This window comes from Nocardiopsis sp. CA-288880, assembly GCF_050955985.1.
Taxonomy (GTDB): Bacteria; Actinomycetota; Actinomycetes; order Streptosporangiales; family Streptosporangiaceae; genus Nocardiopsis; species Nocardiopsis tropica.
Window position 1 is genome coordinate 1394966 of sequence record NZ_CP192105.1, and the last position, 23233, is coordinate 1418198.

Consider the following 23233-nt stretch of genomic DNA (forward strand, 5'->3'; position numbering starts at 1 on the left):
CCGATCCGGTTCCGGGCCTCCGGGGGAAGGCCCCGGCCCATGATCCCAGGCCGTGGCGGACGCCCGCCCACCCCCTGGGTGGACGGGCGTCCTGTTCGGCGGTCCCCCGCGGCGCACGCCGGGGGGAGGGGCCGGATCAGTCCAGCGGCGGGTAGGCGTTGTCCAGCAGCTCCTGGAACTGGGCCGAGAACCAGTGCCCCGAGATCGGGGCGTCGGCCAGCGCGCCGCTCATGTTGTACCCGTTGCGGGGGTTGCCCTCGTAGGTCGGGTCGCACATGCGGTCGAAGCCCTTGCCCTCGGGGTTGGGGATCAACTCGCTGGAGCCGTCGGACTCACCCGGGGGCTTCATCCACACATAGGCGTCGATGCCCGGCTCGGGAGAGGCCTGCGGGCGCTCGCCCAGCCCCGCGCCCGACTGGTTGCACCAGTTGCCCGACTGGATCCGCCGGTCGTAGCGGCCCCCGTCCACGTAGGCGTCCACGCTGGTCTCGGGGCCGGGGCCCGTGGGGCGGTCCGGTCCGCCCCACCCGTTGCGGGAGGTGTCGATCAGCATCCCGATGTCGGAGGCGAACCCCTGCGAGACCAGCTCCTCGCGCAGCGCCTGGGAGTAGGACAGCTCGTCGGTGAACTGGTTCCAGTCCACCCACTGCGACTGCCGCACCGGCGTTCCGGCGACGGTCTGGTCGATCGAGAAGTTGTCCTCCACCAGCGCCGAGTAGTTGGCCGTGTTCGCGATGAACCCGTGCACGTCGTCGGGGGTGGCGCCCGCGGCGTTGGCGGCCTCGTAGAACAGCGCCGCCGAGGCCGAGAAGTTGTCCTCCCAGCCGATCCAGCCGTGGTGGCCCGCGTCCACGTAGTTGTAGACGTTGTCGATCGCGCCCAGCTGCGCCAGGGCGTAGCCCACACCCTCCACGTAGTTGCCGTTGGCCAGCATCTCGTCGCACTCGGGCGTGGCCGTCTCGCGCGGGGACACGTTCGTGACCAGGTTGGGCAGCGAGTCGATCTCCACCGTCGTCACGATCCGCAGGTCCGCGTAGGCCGGGTCGGCCAGGATCTCCGCGATCGGGTCGATGTACTCCTCCTTGTACCGGTCGATCTCGTCCGGCCCCAGCTCGCCGTTGGAGGCCAGCGCCGCGCAGTCGCGGCCGGGCAGGTTGTAGATCACCACCTGGAAGACCAGCGGCTCGCCCGCGGCCTGGACCACCGCCTCGTCCAGGTGCTCGCGCAGGCCCATCGACCCGGTGGTCGGGCTGTCGTTGCCCTCGATCGCGCTGATCTGGTCCAGCCACACACCCGTGGGCTGGTCCGCGATCGCGTCCCCGCCCGGCTCGGAGGCCGCGTTGGCCGACCAGATCGGGTTCACGTACACATCCGCGCCCTCATACGGATTGTCCACGCGTTCGGCGGCGGAAGCACTGGTGGCGGCGACCGTGAGAGAGGCGGTAAGTGCCAGTCCGGCAGCGGTGGCGAGGCCGCGCCGTGCCCACGGAGTTCGTTGCTTGTCGCGGGGGGAATTTCTCATGGTGTTTTTCTTCCTCATGGGGAGCGGGTGACCAGAAGGAGTGTGCGGCTCGCCGGGCGCGTCACGGCGCCCGGCGGACCGGCGGCTGGGGAGAGGTGGTGTTCATGGTGGTGAGCGGGGCATGGGCGGGCCTGAGATCCGGGGCAAGGCTGGCGGTTGATCGTTCGTGTTTCTCCTGGAAAAAGGTGGGAGAAACGGGGGGATGGTGACCGGAAGGGGGGTGGGAGCGCTCCCAGTCGTAAGCGGGAATGGTGGGTGGCGTTGTCTGGGCAAGGGGTGCGAAGGGCGTTCCGTATGTGGTTACGGGGGGTGATTATTCCGGAACGCTTTTCAGAACCGTAGCTCTCCAATGGTGATATGTAAACACCAAATGTCCACGGGGTTTCTGGGACGCTGTCCCTGTTCGGCGAATGTCCAGGTGGTGATCTGGTTCACAACTGTTCAGTAATAACCAGGGGTTTCCAGGAGATCACGCAGAGCAGGCCGACCGCTGCCGCCGCGAGCCAGAACGGGGCCAACAGGCCCACACCCTCCGCGACGAGCCCGCCCAACACCGCGCCCAGGGCGGCCCCGCCGAGGTCGGCCAGCCGGTACACACCTCCCACGCGGCCCAGCAGGCGGTCCGGGGTGAGCAGCTGGCGAACGGTCGTGGCGGCCGTTCCCCACACCACGGTGTGGACCCCGAACACGACCATGACGGCGCCGGCCGCCAGGGGGTTCGTGGTGAGTGCCAGGGCCGGGTAGGTGAGGGCCTCCACCGCGAGGCCCCAGCGGAGCAGGGACGTCCGGCCCACTCGGCGCTCCAGCCACCCGTACGCCCGGGAGCCCGCGATGCCGCCCACGGCTCCCGCCGCCACGAACAGCCCGAAGCCCGTTTCGGACAGCCCCAGGTGCTCCCGTGCGTAGAGCACCCAGACCGCGAAGGCGCCGACGCCCGCCAGGTTCATCACCAGGATGCAGCCGCACAGTACGCGGAGCCCCGGAGAGCCGAGGACGAACGACAGGCCCTCGCCGATCTCCTGCCGCAGCGTGGTCCGCGTCGGGCGGGGGGAGCCGGGGCGGCTCCCGTCCGGAGGCGACGGCCGGACCGGCGCCATGCGCAGGAGGACCGCCACCGCCAGCAGGTGGGCGAGGGCGTCGAAGCCGAAGGGGAGCGCCCATGCCATGGCGAACATCAGCGCGCCCAGGGGCGGGCCGAGCAGCTGGTTGTTGAGCGAGAACGTCAGGGCGAGCCGCGCGTTGGCCCTGCCCAGCGAGTCGCGGTGGACCACGGACGGCACCAGGGAGCCGTACGCGGTGTCGGCGAGGGACTCGCCGACGCCCAGGGCGAACAGGGCCGGGTAGAGCGGCCACACACTTGTGCCGCCGGAGAGGAGCGCGGCGGCGAGCAGGGCGAGCACGGTGCAGCGGGCGAGGTTCGCCGCGAGGAGCACGCCGCGGCGGGGCCACCGGTCGACCAGGGCGCCCGAGGCCGGTGAGAAGAGGAGGTGGGGCAGGAGCTGGGCCGCTGCTGCGGCGGCGACGGCGACCGGGGAGGAGGACAGGGACGCGACGAGCAGCGGTCCCGCGGCGGCGAGGGCGCCGTCCCCGAGGTTGGTCAGGGCCGAGGCCCACCACAGGCGCGTGAACGCGGGGCCGAGGCGGGGCCGGTCCGGTCGGGCGCGGCGGAGCGGACCGGCGGGGTGCGACGGGCCGGGGCGGGCCCGGCGGGGGAGCCGGGGCCGGGCGGGTCCCGGTCGGGAACGTCGGAGGGCGCGGCGGGGACGGCGGAACAGGGGCACGGAGGACTCCCGGGGCACGGCGAACGCGCCGGTCGGCGCGTGGCGGACGGCGGAGCGGTCCGGCCTGCCCCCGGCGGGGACGCCCTGCGGTTCCGGTCGTGCCGGGCGGCGCCCGGCCCGGACTACCGGCGGTACGTCTTCCGGGCGGGGGCGGGGACCTGGTTCGCGGCGATGGTGCGCATCGGTGTCCTCATTCCGTTCGGGCGGCCTCGTTCCGCGCCACCGTAACCCCGGGGGGAGCTCGGATCCACAGGTTTTCCGGCGCTCCGTTTCGGGTCCGCCCCGGTGGGTAACACACCGATTGGGAGCGCTCCCGTCGATCGGCTGGTCCAGCCGACAACGATGGAGAACGCAATGAACGGCAAGACCCACGAGACCAACGGCAACTCCCGCTGGTTCGGACGCGCACTCGTGCTGGCGTCCGTCCCCCTGCTCGGACTGACCGCGCTGGCCGCGCCCGCGTCGGCGCACGGCTCGGTCGTCGACCCCGCCTCCCGCAACTACGGCTGCTTCGAGCGCTGGGGGGACGACTTCCAGAACCCCGCAATGGAGCAGGAAGACCCCATGTGCTGGCAGGCGTGGCAGGACAACCCCAACGCCATGTGGAACTGGAACGGCCTCTACCGCGACAACGTCGGCGGGGACCACCAGGGCCAGGTCCCGGACGGGACCCTGTGCAGCGGCGGGAACACCGAGGGGGGCCGCTACGACTCGATGGACACCCCCGGGGCGTGGCGGACCACCGACGTCGCCGACGACTTCACCATCCACCTGTACGACCAGGCCTCGCACGGCGCGGACTACTTCCAGGTCTACGTCACCGAGCAGGGCTTCGACCCGGCCACGCAGTCCCTGGCCTGGGACGACCTCGAACTGGTGGAGGAGACCGGGTCCTACCCGCCCGGAAACGACTACCTGATCGACGTCAGCACGTCGGGCCGCACCGGCGACCACGTCGTCTTCACGATCTGGAAGGCCTCGCACGCCGACCAGGTGTACTACCTGTGCAGCGACGTCACCTTCGGCTGACCGCTCCCGCGCCGGGGGCGGCGGCCGGTCGGGGCTCGGGGGCCGTCGGCCCCCGGCGCTCCGGCCCGCGGCCGCCGTCCCCGGAGGCCGCCCCCCGCACCCGACGGGCCCGACCACCGCGGGACCCCCGACCGACCGGGCCCGTCGTACCCGCCTCCGACCGGGGCCGGGCGCCAGGCCCCGCCGGGCGGTCTCTCCGGCACCCGGCCGCCCGGCGGTCCGGCCCGCGGCGCGGGCACGGGGCCTCACGCGCCGATGTAGCGGAGCACCGCCAGGACGCGGCGGCTGTACCCCGCGGTGTCACCGAGGTCCAGCTTGTCGAAGATCGCGTTCGCGTGCTTCTCGACCGCGCTCTGCGACACGAACAGCCGCGCGGCGATCGCCGGGTTGGTGTGCCCCTGCGCCATCAGGTCCATCACCTCCCGCTCACGACCGGTCAGGCGCCCCTGGGGGTCCTGGCGGCTGCTTCCCGCCAGCAGCTGCCGCACGACCTCCGGGTCGAAGGCGGCGCCGCCCCCGCCCACTCTGGCCATGGCCTCCAGGAACTCGTCCACCTCCACCACCCGGTCCTTGAGCAGGTACCCCACCCCGGTGGTGTTCTCGCTGAACAGGCGGGTGGCGTAGCGCTTCTCCACGTACTGCGAGAGCACGAGCACGCCCACGCCGGGCCGTTCCCGCCGGATGCGCACCGCCGCGCGCAGCCCTTCGTCGGTATGGGTGGGGGGCATGCGCACGTCCACCACCGCGACGTCGGGGGCCTCTTCCGCGACAGCGGCCAGCAGGGCGTCCGCGTCGCCGACCGACGCGATGACCCGGTGTCCCTCGTCCTCCAGGAGCCGCACGAGTCCCTCACGCAGCAGGGCCGAGTCCTCGGCCACGATCACCCGCACGGGACCTCCGCGGTGACCGTCGTCGGTCCGCCGGCCGGGCTGTCCACGGACAGCCTGCCGTCGAGCGCCTCCACACGGCCGGCCAGGCCCGTCAGCCCCGTTCCCGAGGGGTCGGCCCCGCCCGCCCCGTCGTCCCTCACCCGCACCGCCACCGACCTCGTCCCCCCGTCGTCCCTCTCCCACACCCGTATGGCCACGCGTCGCGCCCCGGCGTGCTTGACCGCGTTGGTCACCGCCTCGGCGACCACGAAGTAGGCCGCCGTCTCCACCGCAGGGGGCGGGGCCGCCGACAGGCGGTACTCCAGGTCGATCGGCAGGGCCGACCGTCCCACCAGTCCGTGGAGCGCGGCACGCAGTCCCTCCTCCGCCAGGGCGGCCGGATAGACCCGCCAGGCGACCTCCTTCAGGTCGCGCAGCGCGTTCCGGGTCTCCTCGTGCGCCTGCTCCACCAGGGCCCGGCCCTTCTCCGAGCCCGGGTCGCGCCGCGCGCGGCCCAGGGCCATGCCCAGCAGGACCAGCCGCTGCTGGACGCCGTCGTGCAGATCGCGTTCGATCCGGCGGCGCTCCTCGTCCACGGCCGTGACGACCCCGGCCCGGGTCGCCACCAGCACCCCGATCCGCTCCTCCATGAGGTCCTGGCGGCTGGGGCCGAGCAACCGGCGTGCCAGCCAGCTCTCCGTGCCCACCAGGCCCACGGTTCCCTGCGCGCTCAGGTAGACGAGCGCCAGGCCGACGGGCACGATCGCCGGATCGTTCCCGTCGAGCACCTCCAACGGGGACGCCACCAGGTAGAGGCCCGCGGGGAGGAACGCCAGCACCAGCCCGCCGAAGAGTCCCACGGGGCAGCGGGCCGCCAGATAGGCCAGGGAGCGGGCCGTCCCGGGCCGGCCGACGATCTCGACGCCGAACAGCGCCGCCAGGCGCCGCCGCTCCAGGGCGACCAGCGGTCGGACGGCCGCACCGAGGGCGCGGGCCGACCGGGTCCGGGCCGCGGGACGCGCGAGGAACGGGAGGGCCGTGACGGAGGCCGCCAGGAGGAGGGCGAGGAGGACCGCGGCGGCCCCGGCCGTCGCCGTGCCGGCGGCGGCGCCCGCGAGCGCCAGGGTCCAACCGTGCCGCCGGGCGCCGTGCCCGTCGGGCCGCGTCCCGTCGTCCGTGGTCACGTCCGTCCTCCCTCTTCGCCGGAACCGGCCCTCGGGAGCGGTGCCCCGGGCCGCGGGGCCGCGCACCTGGGAACGCGGTCCTCCACGGGCGCCCGGAGCGCCGGGAGCCCGTTCGGAGAGTAGCGACCGGTGGGGCGCCCGGGGTACTGCGGGACACCGCATTTCCGGGGGTGGCGGGTCGCCCAGGGAACCGGGCGGAACAACCCATGGGCCGGGGCACCGCCGTTCCGTAGCGTTCGTGGGGCCAGACCTGGCGCAGACGCACCACAGCAGTCCGACCCCTGTCGCCCCGCACCGAACGGTGGAACCAGTGAACACCCGCCCTCCCCTCCTCCGCCTCGCCTGGCTGCTCGCCGGCACCGTCCTCTCCCTCTTCGCGATGCAGGCCGCGTGGGACATCGCCCTGCTCGCCTGGGTCCACCCGGTCCTGCTGCTGAGGTTCGCGCGCACCGGCCGACCGCTTCCCGCCCTTCTCGGAGTGCTCGGCTCCTCCGCCGCCGTGACCCTCGTCTGGCTCGCCCTCGCCGATCTGCTCTCCCCGCCGCTGCTCCTGCTCGCGCTTCCGCTCGCCCTGGCCGGTGCGCTCCCCTTCGCCCTGGACCGGCTCCTGGCACTCCGGCTGGGGGAGCACCGCCCGTGGCGGGCCTCCCTGGTCTTCCCGCTGGCCACGGTCGCCGTGGAGTTCGCGGTTGCCGTCGGCACCCCCTTCGGGACCATTCACGGGGTCCTCGGCGCCACGCAGGCCGCGAACCTCCCCCTCATCCAGGTGGCGTCGGTGACCGGCGTCTTCGGGGTGAGCTTCCTGGTCGCCTGGACGGCGTCGGCCGCCGCGCTGCTCTGGGAGCGGGGCCTCTCCGACCGGGCAGCCCGCTCGGTCGCCGCCGGGGCCGTCGGCGCGGTCGCGCTGGTCGCGACCGCGGGCGGGGCCCGCCTGGTGTTCGCGCCGCCCGAGTCGGACACGGTGCGCATCGCCGGGGTCACCGCCTCCGAGGGCGCCTGGGAGGAGGTCGTCCCGACCTTCCGCGAGTACGACTCGCTGGAGGCGATCGTCGCGGCCGACCCCGAGGAGATGCGCGGGCGCTTCGCCCCCGTCAACGACGACCTCCTCGCCGGAACCGAGCGCGAGGCCGGGGCCGGCGCGGAGGTCGTCCTGTGGCCGGAGTCCGCCGCGTTCACCCTGGAGGCCGACAGGGAGCACCTGGTGGACCGCGTGCGCGCGGTCGCCGAGGAGCACGGTGTGTACGTCAACGCGGGGATGTCGGTCTACACCGAGGACGCACCGCACCTTCGCAACCAGATGGTCATGGTCACCCCCGAGGGCGACGTCGCGTGGACCTACGACAAGAGCCGCCCCATCCCGGTGCTCGAACCCTACGAGGCCGGAGACGGCGTCATCCCGGTCGCCGACACGCCCGCGGGCCGGCTGGCCACCGCCATCTGCTACGACGGCGACTTCCCGTCACTCGTTCGGCAGGCCGGCGCCGCAGACGCGGACGTCCTCCTCGTGGGCGCCAACACCTGGGAGGGGATCAAGGAGATGCACGCGCGCAACGCCGTGTTCCGCGCCGTGGAGAACGGGGCGTCCCTGTTCAGACAGGCGAGCAGGGGGCGGTCGAACGCGACCGACCACCAGGGCCGGACCCTGGCCACGACCGACTACTTCACCTCAGGGCAGCAGACCATGGTGGCGTACGTGCCCCGGGAGGGGGTGACCACGGTCTACTCCCGGATCGGTGACGCCTTCGCGTGGTCGTGCCTGGCGGGGCTCCTGGTGCTGGCCGCCACCGGACGCAGGCGCACCGGGGCCCGGAGGGGGCCGTCGGCCGCCTCCGGAGGGCGAGGCCCGGACGGGCGCGGAGCCGTACCCCGGGGCGCCGTCCGGGAAAGGTGAGCTGCCGGGGGCGCGGGTCGTCCTCCGACCGGGGCCGGGCGCCCGGCCCCGCCGGGCGGCCCCTCCGGCACCCGGCCGCCCGGCCTCGGTCGGCGGTCCGGCCCGCGGCTCGGACACGGGGCCGGACACGCGGTGCGCGGGGGCACGCCACCGCCCGCGCGCCGCGTCCCGGGACCCGGATACCGGGTCCCGGGACGCGGGAGGCCTGCACGGGCGCCCTCCCGGGGCGGGAGGGCGCGAGGTCAGCCGTTGTTGCCGTAGAACTGGTCGCGTGCGGCGTCGGCCGCCGCGGCGCCCGGGTCCTCGATGACGCCGCCGATCGCTTCGGCCTGGCCCTGGACCCCCTCGACGGTCTCGGTGACCCCGCCGAGCGCCTCCTGGCCGTAGGCCTGGGCCTCCTCGGCCACGCCGCCGTAGGCCTCCTCGCCGAAGGCCTGCGCCGATTCGACCGCGCCGCCGTAGGCCTCCTCGCCGAAGGCCTGCGCGGACTCGGCGGCGGTGTCCACGCCCGCGCCCTCCAGGGTGTCGGTCACCCCCTGGGTCACCTCCTCGGCGGCGCCGCCGAAGAGTCCCTTGAACCAACCGATCAGGTCGTCGAACATCGCTCTCTCACTTCATAGGTTGCCCCGGCCCCTTACCCAGGACGGATAAGGCCTTGGTAAGGGGGTCGAGTGCCGGATGGTCGTCCTGGGGCACGGTTTTCTGCTGCGACGCCTGCGCTCCGCACGGGTCCACCGCCCTCCCGGGTCCCCCCATCCTGCCGGACGCGAACCGGCCGTCGGCGGACGCTTCGGGGCCGCCGCCCCGCGACGTCCCCCGGCAGCCGGGCGGTGCGTCCCCGGAGACGGCCGTCGGCAGCGGGGCCGAAGCCCCTTCCACCGAGGTCGGGGCGCGTGTGGCGCCGGAACGCGGGCACCGCGGGGACCGGGGCCCGTCCGGGAACCGGGCGACCGGTGCGGCCGCACCACCCGCCGGTGTGGCGAACGTCCCCGCCGGCGGCAGCGGGTCGGACGTGCCCGTCCCCACGGACCCCGGGTCGTGCAGGACGCCCGGGCGCGCTCCCCGGGCGCCGCCGTCCGCGCTTCCGGGCGTGGCCGTCCCCGCGCGGGAACCCCGGGGCGGCGGGCAGTATGGGGGCATGGCCGACACCAGTCAGCGGATCCTGCGCCTGCTGTCCCTCCTCGGGACCGGGCGGGCGTGGCCCGGGGCGGACCTCGCCGAAGCCCTCGGCACGAGCCCCCGCTCGCTGCGCCGCGACATCGACAGGCTGCGCGGGCTGGGATACGCCGTGGAAAGCCTCAGGGGACCCGGCGGACACTACCGCCTCGCCGCGGGGCGGGCGGTGCCGCCGCTGCTGCTGGAGGACGACGAGATCGTCGCCGCGACCCTCGGCCTGCGGATCGTCGCGGGCGGCCCCGGCGGGGTGGAGGGGGTCGAGGAGAGCGCCGAACGCGCGCTGGCCAAGCTCGGCCGGGTCCTGCCCTCCCGGCCGGCGCGCCGCGCCGAGGCCCTGGGTGCGGCGGTCGAGACGGAGCGCCGTTCCTGGCCCGGGGTCGGGCCGGACGTCCTCACGGCCCTGGGCGAGGCCGTCGCGGCCGGGCACTGGGTGCGGTTCCTCCACCGGGGACGGGACGGGGAGGAGCGCCGCCGCAGGGCGGACCCGTACCGGTTGGTGATGTCGGGGCGCCGCTGGTACCTGTACGCCTGGGACCGCGACGCGGAGGGCTGGCGGACCTTCCGGCTGGACCGGGTCGGCGAGGTCGTCCCGGCCCGGGCCCCCTTCGTCCGGAGGGAGGTGCCGGGCGGGGAGCCGGGGGAGGGGCTCGCCGCCCGTATGGAGCGGGACTTCCGGGAGGGCGGGGCCGGGCACGCCGTGTCGGTGCTGTTCGACGCCCCCGCCCGGGAGGTCGCCGCGCGGATCGCACGGGTGGACGGCGACCTCGTGCAGGTCGGCGCGGACCGGGCCCGCTACACCGCCCGGGTGGACTCCTTCGAGTGGATCGCCGTCGTGCTCGCCCTCACCGGACTGCCGTTCACGGTCGAGGGCCCCGAGGAGTTCGCCCGCCGGACCGCGGCCCTCGCGGACCTCCTGCACCGGTCCGCGGACCCGGCGCTCCGAGCACCGAGTCCCGCGGACCCGCGCCCGTAGCGGGCGGGCCCTCCGCACGTGCGGGGGAGCCCTCGGCCGGCCGACGCACCGGGACCCCCCGCCCGGGGGTGGGGCGCGCCCCACCCCCGGGAGGGGGCGCAGCCGGATGGGAAGGCGGCTCCGGCACGGCCAGGCTGGTGCCATGACGAGACCGATGACGGTGACCGGCCCCGGGCCCCGACACGCACGCCGCACGGGGGAGACGCCCCATGAGTGACGACCGCACCTCCCCCGCGACCGCTCCGCAGGGCCGTGCACCGGGCACGGGACCCGTGCTCGACCTCATCGGCGTGGGCAAGGCCTACCGGGGCGGCCACACCGCCGTCGAGGACCTCACCCTGAGGCTGACCCCCGGCGTGATCGGGCTCCTCGGGCCCAACGGGGCGGGAAAGTCCACCCTGATGCGCATCATGGCGACCGTGACCCGGCCGACCTCGGGCCGGATGCTCCTGGACGGCGCGGACGCCGTGGCACGCCCCGGGCGGCTGCGGGCGGGCCTGGGCTACCTCCCCCAGGACTTCGGCGCCTACCCCCACCTGACGTCCCGTGAGTTCCTCGGCTACCTCGCCGCGGCCCGGGGGCTCCCCGCGCGCGTCGCGCGGGCCCGGATCGACGACCTCCTCCAACTGGTCAACCTCACGGGCGCCGTCCGGCGCCCCCTGGGCGGGTACTCCGGAGGCATGCTGCGCCGCGTCGGCATCGCCCAGGCCCTGCTCACCGACCCCCGGGTGCTCATCGCCGACGAGCCGACGGCCGGACTGGACCCGGAGGAGCGGGCGCGCTTCCGCAACCTCCTCACGGACCTGGCCCGGGACCGGATCGTGGTCCTGTCCACGCACATCGTCTCCGACGTCGGGTCCGCCGCCTCCAGCCTGGCCGTGATGGCGGGCGGCCGCCTCCTGCGGCACGGCGCCCCCGAGGACCTGCTGGGCGAGGCCGAGGGCCGGGTGTGGGAGGCCGTCGTCGCCCCCGACGCCGCGGCGGACCTGCGGGCGCGCCACCACGTCAGCCGCATGGCGCGCACCGGGGACGGGGTGCGCGTCCGGATCCTCTCCCCGTACGCCCCGCTGGACGGCGCCGTCGGCGTGCGGCCCGACCTGGAGGACCTCTACCTCCTCGTCGTCCCGCCCGGCCGGGCCGGGACCTCCGGCGGCCCCGCCGGGGCGCTGCGGGGGCCGTCGTGGTGAGGGGGTACGCGCGCCTCGTACTGGGCGACGTCCGCGAGCGGGTCCGCAGGCCGGTCTACCTGGTCACCCTGCTGGCCACCGTCGGCCTGGGCTACGTCGCGGTCCCGGCCGTCGACTCCCACTGGACGGTGGTGGACGTCGCGGGGCACCGGGGCGTGTACGACAGCGCCTACGTCGGAACCGTCACCGCGCTGGCGGGCGCCCTGTGGCTGACCCTGGCGGGCTTCTACGTCGTGCGCAACACCGTCGCCAGGGACAGGGAGACCGGGGTGGGGGAGCTGCTGGCCGCCACGCGGCTGCGGACTTCCGCCTATCTGCTCGCCAAGTTCGGCGGCAACCTCACCGTCCTGGTGTCGATGCTCGGCGTGCTCGCCGCGACGGCCGCGGTGATGCAGGTCGCCCGGGGCGAGGCCGTGTGGGTGGACCCGGTCCGGCTGCTCACCCCCTACCTCGTGCTGGCCCTGCCGCTGATGGCCCTCACCGCCGCCGCGGCGGTCGTCTTCGAGACCGCGCCCGTGCTGCGCGGCGGGGCGGGCAACGTCGTGTGGTCGGTGGCGGCGCTCGCCCTGCTCCTCGGCGGGCTGTCGCCCCGGGCCCCGCTCGGAGGGCTGGGGGCGGCGAGCGTGGCGGAGTCCTTCCGCGCGTCCCTCGCCGCCCAGGGCGTCGACGCGTCCGCCGGCGAGTTCAGCCTCGGCCTGACCTACGTGGACGAGCCGCTGCGCGCGATCGAGTGGCCGGGGTGGGAGCCTTCCGCGGAGCTGGTGGCGACGCGCCTGGTGATCCTGGCCGCCGCGGTCGCGCTGGCGGTGCTGCCCGCACTGTGGTTCGACCGTTTCGACCCCGCGCGGGGCGCCGCGGGCGGGGCGCCCCGCCCGCGGCCGCGGGGAGCCGCGCCGCACACCCCGCCGGGGCCGGAGGAGGCCTCCCGGGACGGGGCCGGCGGCCCCGCGGCCGCTCCGCGGCGGCTGGAGCCCCTGCCCGGTCCGACCCGCTCCCCCGGCGCGTGGGCCGTGTTCCCGCGCCTGGTCGCGGGGGAGCTGCGGATGCTGCTCGGCGGCCGGAGCCGCTGGTGGTGGGGCGGGGTGGCCGCGATCACCGCGGCCGCGCTCCTGCTGCCCGCGCGGTCGGCGCCCACGGTCCTCCTCCTCGCCTGGATCTGGCCCGTCCTGGTCTGGTCGGGCCTGGGGACGCGGGCCCGGCTGGTCGGCCTCGACGGCCTGCTCGCCTCCTACCCCCGTGCCGCCGCGCGCTTCCTCGCCGAGTGGACGGCGGGGGTGGCCGTCGCCGCGCTGGTCGGCGCCGGGCCCCTGGTCCGCATGGTCGCGTCCGGGGACGCGGCCGGGGCCTCGGCCTGGGCGGCCGGGGCGCTGTTCGTCCCCGGCCTGGCGCTGGCGCTGGGAGTGGTGAGCAGGGTCGGCCGCCCGTTCCAGGCCGTCTACCCGCTGCTGTGGTACCTGGTCCTCAACGGGGTGTCGCCGGTGGACTTCCTCGGAGCGGTGCGGGCGGACGGACACCTCACCGGCCCCCCGCCGCTGCTGGTCGCGGCGGTCGCGCTGGGGCTCCTCGGGACGGCGGCGGCCGTGGCGGCCGCCCGCTCCCGGCCGGGGACGCTGCGCGCGGCGGCCGGCGCCCCGCGGGGGCGCCCGTCCCGCTGAGGGCGGGCGCGGACAGGGAGGCGGTGCGTGCCCGCGGAGCCGCGGGCACGCACCGCGAGGGCGCGGGTCGGGCGCCCGGGAGGCGTCAGCAGCCGGTGCTGCTGGTGATGGTGGTGTTGCCGTAGTAGGCGATGCGCACACCGTTGAGCACGGCCCGGACCACGGTGCCGTTGACACGCTGCTCGTAGTGCAGGTGCGGGCCGGTCGAGCCGCCGGTGCTGCCGACCCGGCCGATCACGGTGCCGGTGCCGACGCTGTCGCCGACCGAGACCGACTGGGAGCTCAGGTGCGCGTAGAGGGTGGTGATGCCGCTGCCGTGGCTGACCACGATGTACTTGCCGTAGCTGGTGCTGCCGCGGTCGGCGACCGTGGTCACGGTGCCCGACGCGCTGGAGCGGACGTTCTGCCCCTGGGCGTTGCCGCGTTGGAAGTCCACGGACAGCTGGGGGTTGTGGTTGCTGCGGGTGTTGGCGTTCCAGACCTGGCCGCAGTCGAACGGGGTGCGCAGGTTGACGGCGGTGACGGCCAGGTCGTCGGCCGCGGCGCCGACCGGGGCGAGCACGGTCAGGAGCGCTCCGGCGGCCACGGCGGCGCCGAGCCTCTTGAGGGTGGTCAGGAAGCGGGGGGTCTTCACAGGGGGTCCTTTCCTCGCACAGCGGGGGGCTGCGAGATGCCAGAGGGACAGGTACCCCGTAGGGAAGTTTCGATTCGCGTCCCCGTACGGAAAAAAACCGCTGCGGTCGCGTCCGCCCCCGCCGGGGCGCTCCCCGGCGCCGTGGCCGGGGGCGACCCGGCGCCGGGCGGCTCGGGCCGCCGGGACCGGGGAACGCGCGGCCCGGCCCCCCGCCGGGGCCGGGGCCGGGACCGTCAGGCGAGGGCGTCCGAGAGGCGCGGGACCAGGGTCCGGACCGCGTAGGGGATGGACAGGACCGAGTTGTAGGTGACCGCCCCCCTCTGGTCGAGCGACGTCGTGACGACCGCGTCGTCGCGCACCACGTCGAGCGAGTCGAAGGCGGTGGAGCCCTCGGTGATGTCGAAGGACTCGTCGTCGCCGAAGACCAGCAGCAGGTCCCCGTCGAGCATGTCCACCCGTTCCGGGGAGAGCTCGACGAAGAAGCTCGCGCCGGTGTCCTGCTCCGTCACGGCCTCCGGGAGGTCGAAGCCGAGGGAGGCGAGGAACTGCCCGCGCGCGTCCCCGGGCAGGTAGGCGCCGTACTTGCCGTCGAAGGGCAGGACCGCGGCGCCCACGCGTCCCTCGAACTCCGGGTGCGCGGCGCGCGTCTCGGCCAGGAGCTCGTCGGTGGCCTCGTTGAGGGCGGCGCCCTCCTCGGGCCGGCCGAGCGCGGTGGCGATGAGCTCCGTGGCCTCGTCCCGGGGCACGGTGTAGGCGGCGACGCCGGCCGGGCGGGCGACGACGGGGGCGATCTGCGACAGGTCCTCGTAGACGGCCTCGTCGAACCCCGCGGAGACGCCGACGATGAGGTCGGGGGCGAGGTTCGCGACCTGCTCGATGTTGGGCTCGGAGTCGGACGCGATGTGCGTCAGCTCGGCGTCCCCGACCAGGTCGTCGGTCCAGGGCCCCAGGCCGGTCTCGAAGAAGGAGAAGCCCGTGTTGCCCACCGGGACGACGCCGAGGGCGAGGACGGCGTCGGCGTCGGTGACCCCGAGGGCGACGATCCGCTCGGGCGCCTCCTCGACGGTCGTGGAGCCGAACTCGTGGTCGACCGTCACGGGGAAGGCCCCCGTGTCGGACGCGGGGGCGGCTCCGGGCTCGGGGGAGCCGTCGTCGGCCCCGCAGGCGGAGAGGAGGACGAGGGAGAGCGAGGCGCACGCGAGGGCGCGCGGCGCGGGACCGGGGGACATGGGACTCCGTTCGGGGCGGGTTAGGCCCGCCTATCCTAAAGAGTCCCGGTGCGCGGGCCCCGCCCGGGGGCGGTGCGCGGACCCTCCCCGGCCGCCCGGGGGTCCGCGCACGGCCGCTCATCCCAGGTAGTCCTCCGGTCCCCCCTCGCGCACCGTGTCGAGGGTGACGCAGTGGAACCCGCCGCCCAGGACCCGGGAGTGCCGGAGGCGGAGCGGGACCACCGTGATGCCGCGCCCCTCCAGGAGGCGGACGAGCTCGGTCTGGTCGCCGTCCACGATCGCCGTCCCCTCGTCCACCATCAGGAGGTTCATGCCGACCCAGGGGGTGCTGAGCGTGTGCGGGACCGCGGTCGGGCCGCCCGTCATGGGCGGACACCACAGCACGTCCCACCCCTTCAGGGGCTCGGGCACGGTGTCCGGGCCGATGCGCTCGGGGTTGAGCAGCACCAGGCCGGGGCGCAGCAGGCAGACGGTGCTGTCGATGTGGGTGCCCTCGTAGACGCCGCGCAGCGGGTGCACCCGCACGTCGCCGAGCAGTCCCAGGGTCGACTCCAGCCAGCGCAGCCCGAGTTCGTTGCCGCTGCGGGAGACCTGGTAGAAGACGTCGCGGCCGAGCCTGAGGCAGTTCGCCGCCTCGAACGCGGGCTCCGCCTCGCCCAGCACGGGGAAGCCGTCCCCGTCGGTCCCGAACAGGGAGTCGTCGAGCCGGGGCCGCGGGGCGCAGATCCAGTGGGCGCCCCGCAGGAGGTAGTCCTGGAACAGGGGGCGCCAGCCGAAGGCCTCGAAGTAGCGGGCCCGCATGGGGCTGGGGCTCTCGATCAGGGCGGACCCCACGACGAGGGTGAGGTCCCGCGGGCAGTAGGAGCTGCGGCCGGTCGTCCGCCAGCCCGGACCGCCGTACTCCACGCCGTGGTCGACCGCGGGCGGCTGGTGGACGGTGACGCCGAGGCCGCGCAGCGTGTCGGCCAGGACGGCGAGGTCCTCGTTCGACTCCTCGATGACGTGCCGGGGGAAGAGCCCCGCGCCGATGCCGCGCAGCTCGGCGGGGGTCAGCTCCGGGTAGCAGTTGAGCCAGGCCGACGGGTCCGACAGCGGGGGGACCCGGGAGTGGGTCGCGTCGCCGACGACCACCTCCCTCAGCCTGGTGAACTCGTCCCACGAGTGGACGGCCGGCAGGGCGGGCCGCGGCCCGCCGGCCGGCGGGGGAGGCGGCGCCGGACGCTCCGCCGGCGCGTCCGCTGTTCCAGTGCTCATGTGTTCCCTCCTGGGGGCGGGGCTCTCGTCCGCGGGGGCCCGGCCGCCGGGGCCGGTACCGCGAGGGCGTCGGTTCCGCGGCCCTCAGGCCGTCGGGTCGCTCAACAGGTTCGCGACGCGCTCCTCCATGGCGCGCGCGGCGTCCAGGTCCTCGGCGACGGCGCAGTAGGTCACCCGGCCGGTGACCGGCGCGTAGTCGGCGGTGACGACCACCCCCAGCCCCGAGTGCGGGTCGTAGCCGAGCCCGGACCCGGCGAGCCGGCTGAGCGCCTCCGCGAAGGAGGGGACCGACCACCGGCCCGCGCGCTCCAGGAACACGCGGTCGTCGCGGCGGTCGCGGCCGACGACCCTGTCGATCAGGTTGACGTGCAGGTGGGAGGAGGCCGTGAGCCTGCCGTTGACCTCGGTGAAGACGAGACCGCCCCCGGGGGTCCGGATGGCGTCGGCGCACAGCGTCCCCCGGTACCCCATCAGCCGGAAGGGCTCGCACGCGCGCCGGCCGGTCTCGACCAGTTCCGCGACCTCCTCGGGCCCGACCGACTGGGGCGGGATCACCTCGCCGGTGGCCACGGGCTCCATCAGGATCTCCCCGGCCCCGCGGAACACGCAGCCGTCGTCGTCGGCGACGAACTCCGCGTACACCGTCGTGGAGTCGGGGAAGTAGCGCTCGATGATCAGGCTGTGCCCCTTGTGCCCCGTGAGCCACTCCCACCGGTCGCTGACGTAGCGCCGGACGGCGTCCCGGTCCGCCAGGACGACGACGCTGCCCGCGCCCGCCGCACGGACCCCCTCGGCACGGCTGAGGATCTCGTTCCCCAGACCCCCGCCGGCGAACTGCTGCTTGACCATCACGGCGGCCCCGTCGGCCAGCAGGGACTCGATCGTGCCCTCCGCGTGGTCGGGCCTGTCGGTGATCACGCCGGGCGCGATGGGGATGCCGTTCCCCGCGGCCACGGCGCGGAAGACCGCCTTGCTGTTGACGAGCGCGTCCCCGCCCTGGGCGCTGAAGGCGTGCCCCGGCAGGGCGTCCTCGACGCCGACCGCCGACGCCATGGCCGTCACGGCGAGGTCGCTGTAGGTGCAGGTGATCTGGTCGACCGGCCGGTCCGCCAGGGCCTTCTCCAGGTCCCGGAGGAAGACCGGGTCGACCAGCCGGTCGGCGGTGAGGATGTCGGGCCCGAAGCGGCCGGGAGGGGGGATGACGAACCGCAGGGTCGAGGCGCGGGTGCCGGTCAGCCCGGTCACGTAGTCCATGAAGTCCGTGCTCGGCGGCGAGGGCAGGACCAGGACGTCCCCGTCCTCGGCGTACCACAGCATGCGCTGCGCGCCGAGGCCGAAGGCACGCCTCTTCTCCACGGGAATCCTGCCGATGTCGCCGACCATTTCCTCGGGGACGTTGACAATGATCATTGCGGTCATAGAATTCTCCTCTTCCGGGGGGCGTTTCCGGGCCGGGAAAGGGCGGGCCCGGCGGAAAGCGCGATCGGACGTCCGGGTCAGGGACGCATATCCTGCCCCGCCTCTTCGGGGGATTGCTTTCCGGGACGCCGCGGAAACGACCGGAAAAGCAGGGCGGCCGCGCCGAGGGCGGTCAGGCACACCGCGGAGGCGAGCAGTGTGCCCTGCGCGCCGACCGCGAGGACGATCGGGGCCCCCGCCATGGCGCCGAGGGGGACGGCGACCCCGGTGACCGCTCCGCGCGCCGCCAGGACCTGCGGAAGCGCTGCCGCGGGAGCGGAGTTCTGGAAGAGCGCCGTCGTGGTCGAGGGGAACGGCCCCCAGAAGAGCCCGCACACGCCGAAGGAGATCCAGGAGACGGCCACGGGCAGTCCGAGGCCCAGCGGGACCAGCGCGAGGCCGAAGCCCAGGACGATGCAGATCGTGGTCGGCATCAGCGGCAGGCCGCGCAGGTAGCCGGTGAGCAGCGCTCCCGTGACGGCGCCGATGCCGAAGGCCGTGTAGAAGCCCGCGAGGGTGGCCGCCGAGGCCTGGAGGTCCTCCACCACGTACAGGGGGATCGCCACGCTCGACGGGCCGAAGAAGAGGAAGAAGCCGAACGAGAGCGCCAGCAGACCGAGGAGGCCGGGGTCGCGGCCGATGGCCCTGAAGCCCTCGGAGCGCGACGCGCCCGCCCTGACCCCTTCCTGCCCGGAGCCCCGGGGGATCGCGAAACGGTAGGTCGCGGCGAGGACGGCGAAGGAGAGCGCGACGAGGGCCAGGACGTACTCGGGCCCTCCCCTGTCGATGACGATCGCGGCGAGGAGCGGCCCGACGACCGTGGACAGCTCCAGCATCACGTTGACGACGGAGTTCCCGGCCAGGTGGTCCTTCTTGTCCAGGAGCTCGGAGAGCATCGTATAGCGGCCGGCCTTGCCCCACGCGCTCAGCACCGAGGACAGGCCGAGCAGGGCGACGTAGAGCAGGATGTCCAGCGAGCCCAGCACGTGGACCAGCGGGATCAGCGCCAGCGCTCCGGCGCGGAGGAGTGCGTCCCAGCCGGCCAGCTGGGCGCCGCTGCGGCCGTTCAGCAGGCCGCCGAGGAGGAAGGCGCCCACCGCCCCGGGCAGGGTGTACGCCGCGACGGCGGCGGCCACCCAGGCGGCGCGGTGGTCGGCCGGGGCCAGCTCCATGGCGAGCCAGCTCACGGCGAGGGAGCTCATCCCGCCGCCGAGCGCGGACACGCCGATGCCGGGGAGGACGCGCCGCAGGAGCGGGTGGGTGAGCACGGGCCAGTAGGGGGAGCCCTTGACCGCGCGCGCCACGAGGGACTTCACGGGTGTCCTCCGATTCCTCTTCGAGCCGCGCGTTCCTCGGGCGCTCCACCGCGCTCTTCGCGCCGAAAGGGGCCGGGCGGCGGAGATGGAATGCCGCCCGACCCGGGCAGTCGCTCATTCCGCGTATTCGCGGAGGAAGAAGGCGTGTCCTAGTAGGGCATCTTCATGGTGTCGTCCTCCCTGGGATTCCCGGAAGCCGCGCCGGTGGTGCGACGTGAAGAATATAAGTCCCCCCGCACCCCCTGACAAGAGTCCTTCTTTTCCAGGTGGCCCGGTAGGCGGCGAATGATCATTTTTCCTGCCAATTGCGACGCCGAAGGGCCAGGTCACGGGCCGGTGCGGTGACGGGCGCCGCCGGGCCGCCCCGAAAAGGCGTTGTCGGCCCGTCGGCGGACCGGGCATGGTGAACCGGTCGCGGGGGCGCCCTCCGAGGGCGCCCCACCACCACGGAGGAACAGCATGTCCACCCTGCGGGTCACCGCCGAGCGCCTCACGATCCACCCACACCCCGACGCCGACGCGCTGGAGCTGGCCCAGGTGGGCCTGTTCCGCGCGGTCGTCGCGAAGGGGCGTACCGGACCGGGGACTGGACGGTGTACGTCCCCGAGAACGCCCTGCTGCCCGACGACCTCATCGGTGAGCTGGGGCTCACGGGCAGGCTCGCGGGCTCCGGGCGCAACAGGGTGAAGGCCGTCCGACTGCGGGGGGAGCTGTCGCAGGGCATCGTCTGCCGGCCCGGCCGGCTGGCCGGAGTGGACCTGGCCTCGGCGCACGGCGAGGACGCGGACTTCGCGGCGGACCTCGGCATCGCCAAGTGGGTGCCGGAGGTGCCCCTGCACATGGGCGGGGAGCTCGTGGCCGCGCCCGACCTGATGCGGTGGATCGAGGTGGAGAACGCCAAGCGCTACCCCGACGCCTTCGAGCCGGGGGAGCGGGTCGTGGCGACGGAGAAGATCCACGGCACCGCGTGCCTCTTCACCCTGGTCGCGGGGACGGGGGAGGAGTTCGTCTCGTCCAAGGGCCACGGGTCGCGCAGCTTCGCGCCGGCGCCCGCCGACGACAACCTGTACTGGAGGGCGGTGGCCGCCCACGGGGTCCCGGAGGCCGCGCGCAAGGCGGCCGACCGGTTCGGCGCGGCCAGGGTGGGCGTGTTCGGAGAGGTCTTCGGAGCGGGGGTCCAGGACCTCGTCTACGGCGAGTCCGCCCGCAGCGCGCGCCCCGGTTACGCGGTGTTCGACATCGCGCTCGACACCGGCGGCGCCCGCACCTGGGTCGACGCGGTCGACCTGCCCGGGGTCCTGGACGGGGTGGGCCTGCCCGCCGTGCCCGTGCTCCACGACGGCCCCTACGACGAGGCCGCGCTCATGGCGGTCGCGCAGGGGGCGGAGACCTGGAGCGGCTCGGGCTGCACATGCGGGAGGGGGGCGTCGTCCGTCCGGCGCGCGAACGCGCGTCCGGGGTCCTGCGGGGGAGGGCGATCGCGAAGTTCGTGTCCGAGGCCTACCTCACGCGCAAGGGCGGCACGGAGTACGAGTAGCCGGGCCGGGGCTCCCGCGCCCCCGTCCCGTGCGTCCGGGCGCGGGGCGCGGTCGCGGAGCCGGAGGACGCGCCGGACCACGCCGCCGCGCGGAGCGCCGTCGGCCCGGGGCGGGCCGTCCTGCCCGGGCGGCCCCCGCGTCCGCCCCCGGGGAGGTCAGGCGGAGGCCGTCGGGGCCGGCGCCTCCTCCGCGCCCGGGGCGGGCTCCGCGTCCCCGCCCGCCTCCCCCCGGGGCGTCACGACCTCCAGGTCGACCCCCAGGTCCCGGATCGCCCGCACGGACGCCTCGGAGAGCCGGTCGTCGGTGATCACGGACGCGAAGCTCGTGAGGGCGGCGACCTTGAAGGTGCCGAACGCGCCGTACTTGTCCGCGCCCGCCACGAGCACCGACGACGAGGCCGCGGCCATGGCCGCGCGCTTGACCGCCACCTTCGCCCGCGACGGCGTGGTCGACCCCCTGCCGAGGTCCCAGGAGCTCGTCGACATGAAGGCGACGTCGATGTTGAACTCGGCGATGGTGGCCGCCGCGATGTCACCGACGGAGGAGCGGTTCTCGCGGTCGACCTGCCCTCCGATGAGGAAGAGCGTCACGTCGGGGTGGTCGGTGAGGGATGCCGCGGTGGTGATGTCGTTCGTGATGACGGTGAGGCCGGTGACGCTCCACAGCGACGGCACGAGGTGCCCCAGGGTCGTGCCCGCGTCCAGGTAGACGGTCTGCCCCTCGCCCACGAGGGAGGCCGCGGCACGGGCCATCGCCCGCTTCTCGTCCACGTCCACGCGCGACTTGTCGCGGTAGGACGGCTCCGAGCGCACCTGGGAGGCCAGTTCGACGCCGCCGGGCACGGAGCGTACCCGCCCCTCCTCCTCCAGCGTCATGATGTCGCGGCGCACCGTCATGTGCGAGACGTCGAGGATGTCGCACAGCTCCTTCACGCTCAGCACTCCCGTGCCTCGCAGCTCTCGCAGGAGCATGTCACGCCGTTGCGCCGGAATCATCGTCCTCCTTCGGGGGGCACCCAGAGGAACCATGGTACCGATAGTTACCAGATGATCCCAAGCGTGAAAATTGTTGACTCATATGTTCCGCAAGTGTTAAACATGGCGGGTCGCCGCCGCGGCTTCGTCGTATACGCGCCGCTCAGAGGCGGAAGAAGGAGAAACCATGCAAGGCACCGACGCCACCGCCACACCGCCACCCGTGCGCTACGCCCTCACCGGTGCGCGGGGCGGCTTCGCCCGGACACTGCTCGCCCAGACGCTGCGGATGGACCGCCTGCGCCCCTCGGTCCTGTGCGACCTGGACGCCGAGGGAACGGTCGCGCTGTGCGCCGAGCTCGGTTACGCGCCCGACGACCTCAAGGTGTGCACCGGCCCCGACGAGGTGTCCGCGCTGACCGGCGGGCAGATCGCCGTCGTCGCCGACACGGCCCTCCTCGCGGGGGCCGGCTACGACGTGCTCGTCGAGGCCACCGGCAGCCCCGAGGCGGGTGCGGCGGCCGCGCGGACCGCCATCGGGACCGGCCGCCACGTGGTCATGGTCTCCAAGGAGGTCGACTCGGTGGCCGGGGTCGCCCTCGCCGACGAGGCCCGGGCGAAGGGCGTCGTGTACACGCCGGGGATCGGGGACCAGCCCGCGAACCTCATCGAGTGGTACGAGCGCGCACGCGTCCTCGGGCTCGACGTCGTCGCGATCGGCAAGTCCGGCGAGTACGACCTGGTGTTCGACCCCTCGACGGGGCGCGTCCGCCAGCTCGACCAGGAGGTCGACGCCCCGGAGCTGGCCGGCCTGCTGACCCTGGGGGAGGACGTGCCCGCCACGCTCGCCGCCCGCGCGCGGGCCGTCGGGGCGCTCAAGCGCTCGGCCGCCGCCGACTACTGCGAGATGGGCGTCGTCGCCAACCACACCGGCCTCGTCCCGGACGTGGAGGCACTGCACTACCCGGTCGCCCGCGTCGCCGAGCTCGCCGACGTCTACTCCCTCGCCGAGGACGGGGGCATCCTCTCCCGGCCCGGCGCCGTGGACGTCTTCAGCGTGCTCCGCCTCCCGGAGGAGGCCTCCTTCGCCGGAGGGGTGTTCGTGGTCGTCCGCACCGGGGACCCCGTCTCCTGGGACCTGCTCGCCCAGAAGGGCCACGTGGTCTCCCGCTCGGGACGCTACGCCTGCCTCTACCTGCCCTACCACCTCATGGGCGTCGAGACGCCCCTGAGCCTGCTCGACGCGGTCGACCGCCGCCGCGCGGTGACCTCGCGCGCTCCCGCCCCGCACGCGGTCCTCGCGGGCCGGGCCGGGGAGGACCTCCCCCGGGGGACCCGCCTCGACATGGGCGGGCACCACCACGACGTCCGGGGCGTGGCCCCCGTCCTGCTGGACGCCGCGAGCGCCCCCGACGACGTGGCCCCGCTGTACCTGGCCGCCCACGCCACTCTGGCCCGGGACGTCGCCGCCGGGGAGCTGGTACGCCTCGGCGACCTCGCCGACCCCGCCGAATCCCTCCTGGACGCCTGGCGTCACACACGCACCCACCTGTGACCGTTAGG

Annotated in this window: 17 protein-coding genes and 1 pseudogene; 7 read left to right on the forward strand and 11 right to left on the reverse strand. The window is 74.7% G+C overall.

What is annotated here, in order from left to right:
* Nucleotides 1-136 precede the first annotated feature (136 nt).
* Nucleotides 137-1522: a glycoside hydrolase family 6 protein gene (locus ACQPYD_RS06145; RefSeq protein ID WP_433700146.1), complete on the reverse strand. Its 1386-nt coding sequence runs from the start codon at nt 1520-1522 to the stop codon at nt 137-139.
* A gap of 431 nt (nt 1523-1953) precedes the next feature.
* The gene (locus ACQPYD_RS06150) at nt 1954-3303 is read right to left on the reverse strand and encodes an MFS transporter (protein WP_433700147.1); all 1350 of its coding nucleotides are present in this window, start codon (nt 3301-3303) and stop codon (nt 1954-1956) included.
* Between the two features lie 354 nt (nt 3304-3657).
* Between ACQPYD_RS06150 and ACQPYD_RS06155 the strand changes: the two genes are divergently transcribed.
* Complete coding sequence (locus ACQPYD_RS06155) at nt 3658-4332, forward strand: lytic polysaccharide monooxygenase auxiliary activity family 9 protein (RefSeq protein WP_267948503.1); 675 nt, start codon at nt 3658-3660, stop codon at nt 4330-4332.
* 245 nt (nt 4333-4577) lie between these two features.
* On the opposite strand, the gene ACQPYD_RS06160 is transcribed toward ACQPYD_RS06155, so the two are convergent.
* Complete coding sequence (locus ACQPYD_RS06160; protein WP_433700148.1) at nt 4578-5222, reverse strand: response regulator transcription factor; 645 nt, start codon at nt 5220-5222, stop codon at nt 4578-4580.
* Nucleotides 5213-6385 (reverse strand): histidine kinase, encoded by a 1173-nt coding sequence (locus ACQPYD_RS06165; protein ID WP_433700149.1) that lies wholly within the window; start codon nt 6383-6385, stop codon nt 5213-5215. The genes ACQPYD_RS06160 and ACQPYD_RS06165 overlap by 10 nt, the downstream gene beginning before the upstream one ends.
* 310 nt (nt 6386-6695) lie before the next feature.
* On the opposite strand from ACQPYD_RS06165, the gene ACQPYD_RS06170 reads away from it, so the two are divergent.
* The gene (locus ACQPYD_RS06170; protein ID WP_433700150.1) at nt 6696-8276 is read left to right on the forward strand and encodes a nitrilase-related carbon-nitrogen hydrolase; all 1581 of its coding nucleotides are present in this window, start codon (nt 6696-6698) and stop codon (nt 8274-8276) included.
* 242 nt (nt 8277-8518) lie between these two features.
* Here ACQPYD_RS06170 and ACQPYD_RS06175 read toward each other — a convergent pair whose 3' ends face one another.
* Nucleotides 8519-8878 (reverse strand): hypothetical protein, encoded by a 360-nt coding sequence (locus tag ACQPYD_RS06175; RefSeq protein WP_433700151.1) that lies wholly within the window; start codon nt 8876-8878, stop codon nt 8519-8521.
* A gap of 536 nt (nt 8879-9414) precedes the next feature.
* Between ACQPYD_RS06175 and ACQPYD_RS06180 the strand changes: the two genes are divergently transcribed.
* From ACQPYD_RS06180 to ACQPYD_RS06190, 3 genes are all read left to right on the forward strand, one after another.
* Complete coding sequence (locus tag ACQPYD_RS06180; protein WP_433700152.1) at nt 9415-10425, forward strand: helix-turn-helix transcriptional regulator; 1011 nt, start codon at nt 9415-9417, stop codon at nt 10423-10425.
* A 209-nt stretch (nt 10426-10634) separates the two neighbouring features.
* Complete coding sequence (locus ACQPYD_RS06185; protein WP_433700153.1) at nt 10635-11612, forward strand: ABC transporter ATP-binding protein; 978 nt, start codon at nt 10635-10637, stop codon at nt 11610-11612.
* Entirely contained in the window at nt 11606-13267 is a 1662-nt protein-coding gene (locus ACQPYD_RS06190) for an ABC transporter permease (RefSeq protein WP_433700154.1), read from the forward strand. The genes ACQPYD_RS06185 and ACQPYD_RS06190 overlap by 7 nt, the downstream gene beginning before the upstream one ends.
* 85 nt (nt 13268-13352) lie before the next feature.
* Here ACQPYD_RS06190 and ACQPYD_RS06195 read toward each other — a convergent pair whose 3' ends face one another.
* From ACQPYD_RS06195 to ACQPYD_RS06215, 5 genes are all read right to left on the reverse strand, one after another.
* Nucleotides 13353-13901 carry a M23 family metallopeptidase gene (locus tag ACQPYD_RS06195; RefSeq protein WP_433700155.1) on the reverse strand — a complete coding sequence of 183 codons (549 nt, stop codon included), beginning with the start codon at nt 13899-13901 and terminating at the stop codon, nt 13353-13355.
* Between the two features lie 233 nt (nt 13902-14134).
* Complete coding sequence (locus ACQPYD_RS06200; protein ID WP_433700156.1) at nt 14135-15130, reverse strand: ABC transporter substrate-binding protein; 996 nt, start codon at nt 15128-15130, stop codon at nt 14135-14137.
* Nucleotides 15131-15247: 117 nt separating this feature from the next.
* Entirely contained in the window at nt 15248-16384 is a 1137-nt protein-coding gene (locus ACQPYD_RS06205) for a glycine amidinotransferase (protein ID WP_433700157.1), read from the reverse strand.
* 84 nt (nt 16385-16468) lie between these two features.
* Nucleotides 16469-17803 (reverse strand): peptide ligase PGM1-related protein, encoded by a 1335-nt coding sequence (locus ACQPYD_RS06210; RefSeq protein WP_433700158.1) that lies wholly within the window; start codon nt 17801-17803, stop codon nt 16469-16471.
* 77 nt (nt 17804-17880) lie between these two features.
* Nucleotides 17881-19158 (reverse strand): MFS transporter, encoded by a 1278-nt coding sequence (locus ACQPYD_RS06215; RefSeq protein ID WP_433700159.1) that lies wholly within the window; start codon nt 19156-19158, stop codon nt 17881-17883.
* A gap of 459 nt (nt 19159-19617) precedes the next feature.
* On the opposite strand from ACQPYD_RS06215, the pseudogene ACQPYD_RS06220 reads away from it, so the two are divergent.
* Nucleotides 19618-20695 (forward strand): annotated as a pseudogene (locus tag ACQPYD_RS06220) (RNA ligase (ATP)).
* Nucleotides 20696-20851: 156 nt separating this feature from the next.
* Here ACQPYD_RS06220 and ACQPYD_RS06225 read toward each other — a convergent pair.
* A complete protein-coding gene (locus tag ACQPYD_RS06225) occupies nt 20852-21691 on the reverse strand; it encodes a DeoR/GlpR family DNA-binding transcription regulator (protein WP_433700160.1) in 840 nt (279 codons plus the stop codon).
* Nucleotides 21692-21857: 166 nt separating this feature from the next.
* Here ACQPYD_RS06225 and ACQPYD_RS06230 point away from each other — a divergent pair, with 166 nt between their 5' ends.
* On the forward strand, nt 21858-23225 hold the full coding sequence (locus tag ACQPYD_RS06230) for a homoserine dehydrogenase (protein ID WP_433700161.1): 1368 nt from the start codon (nt 21858-21860) through the stop codon (nt 23223-23225).
* Nucleotides 23226-23233 lie beyond the last annotated feature (8 nt).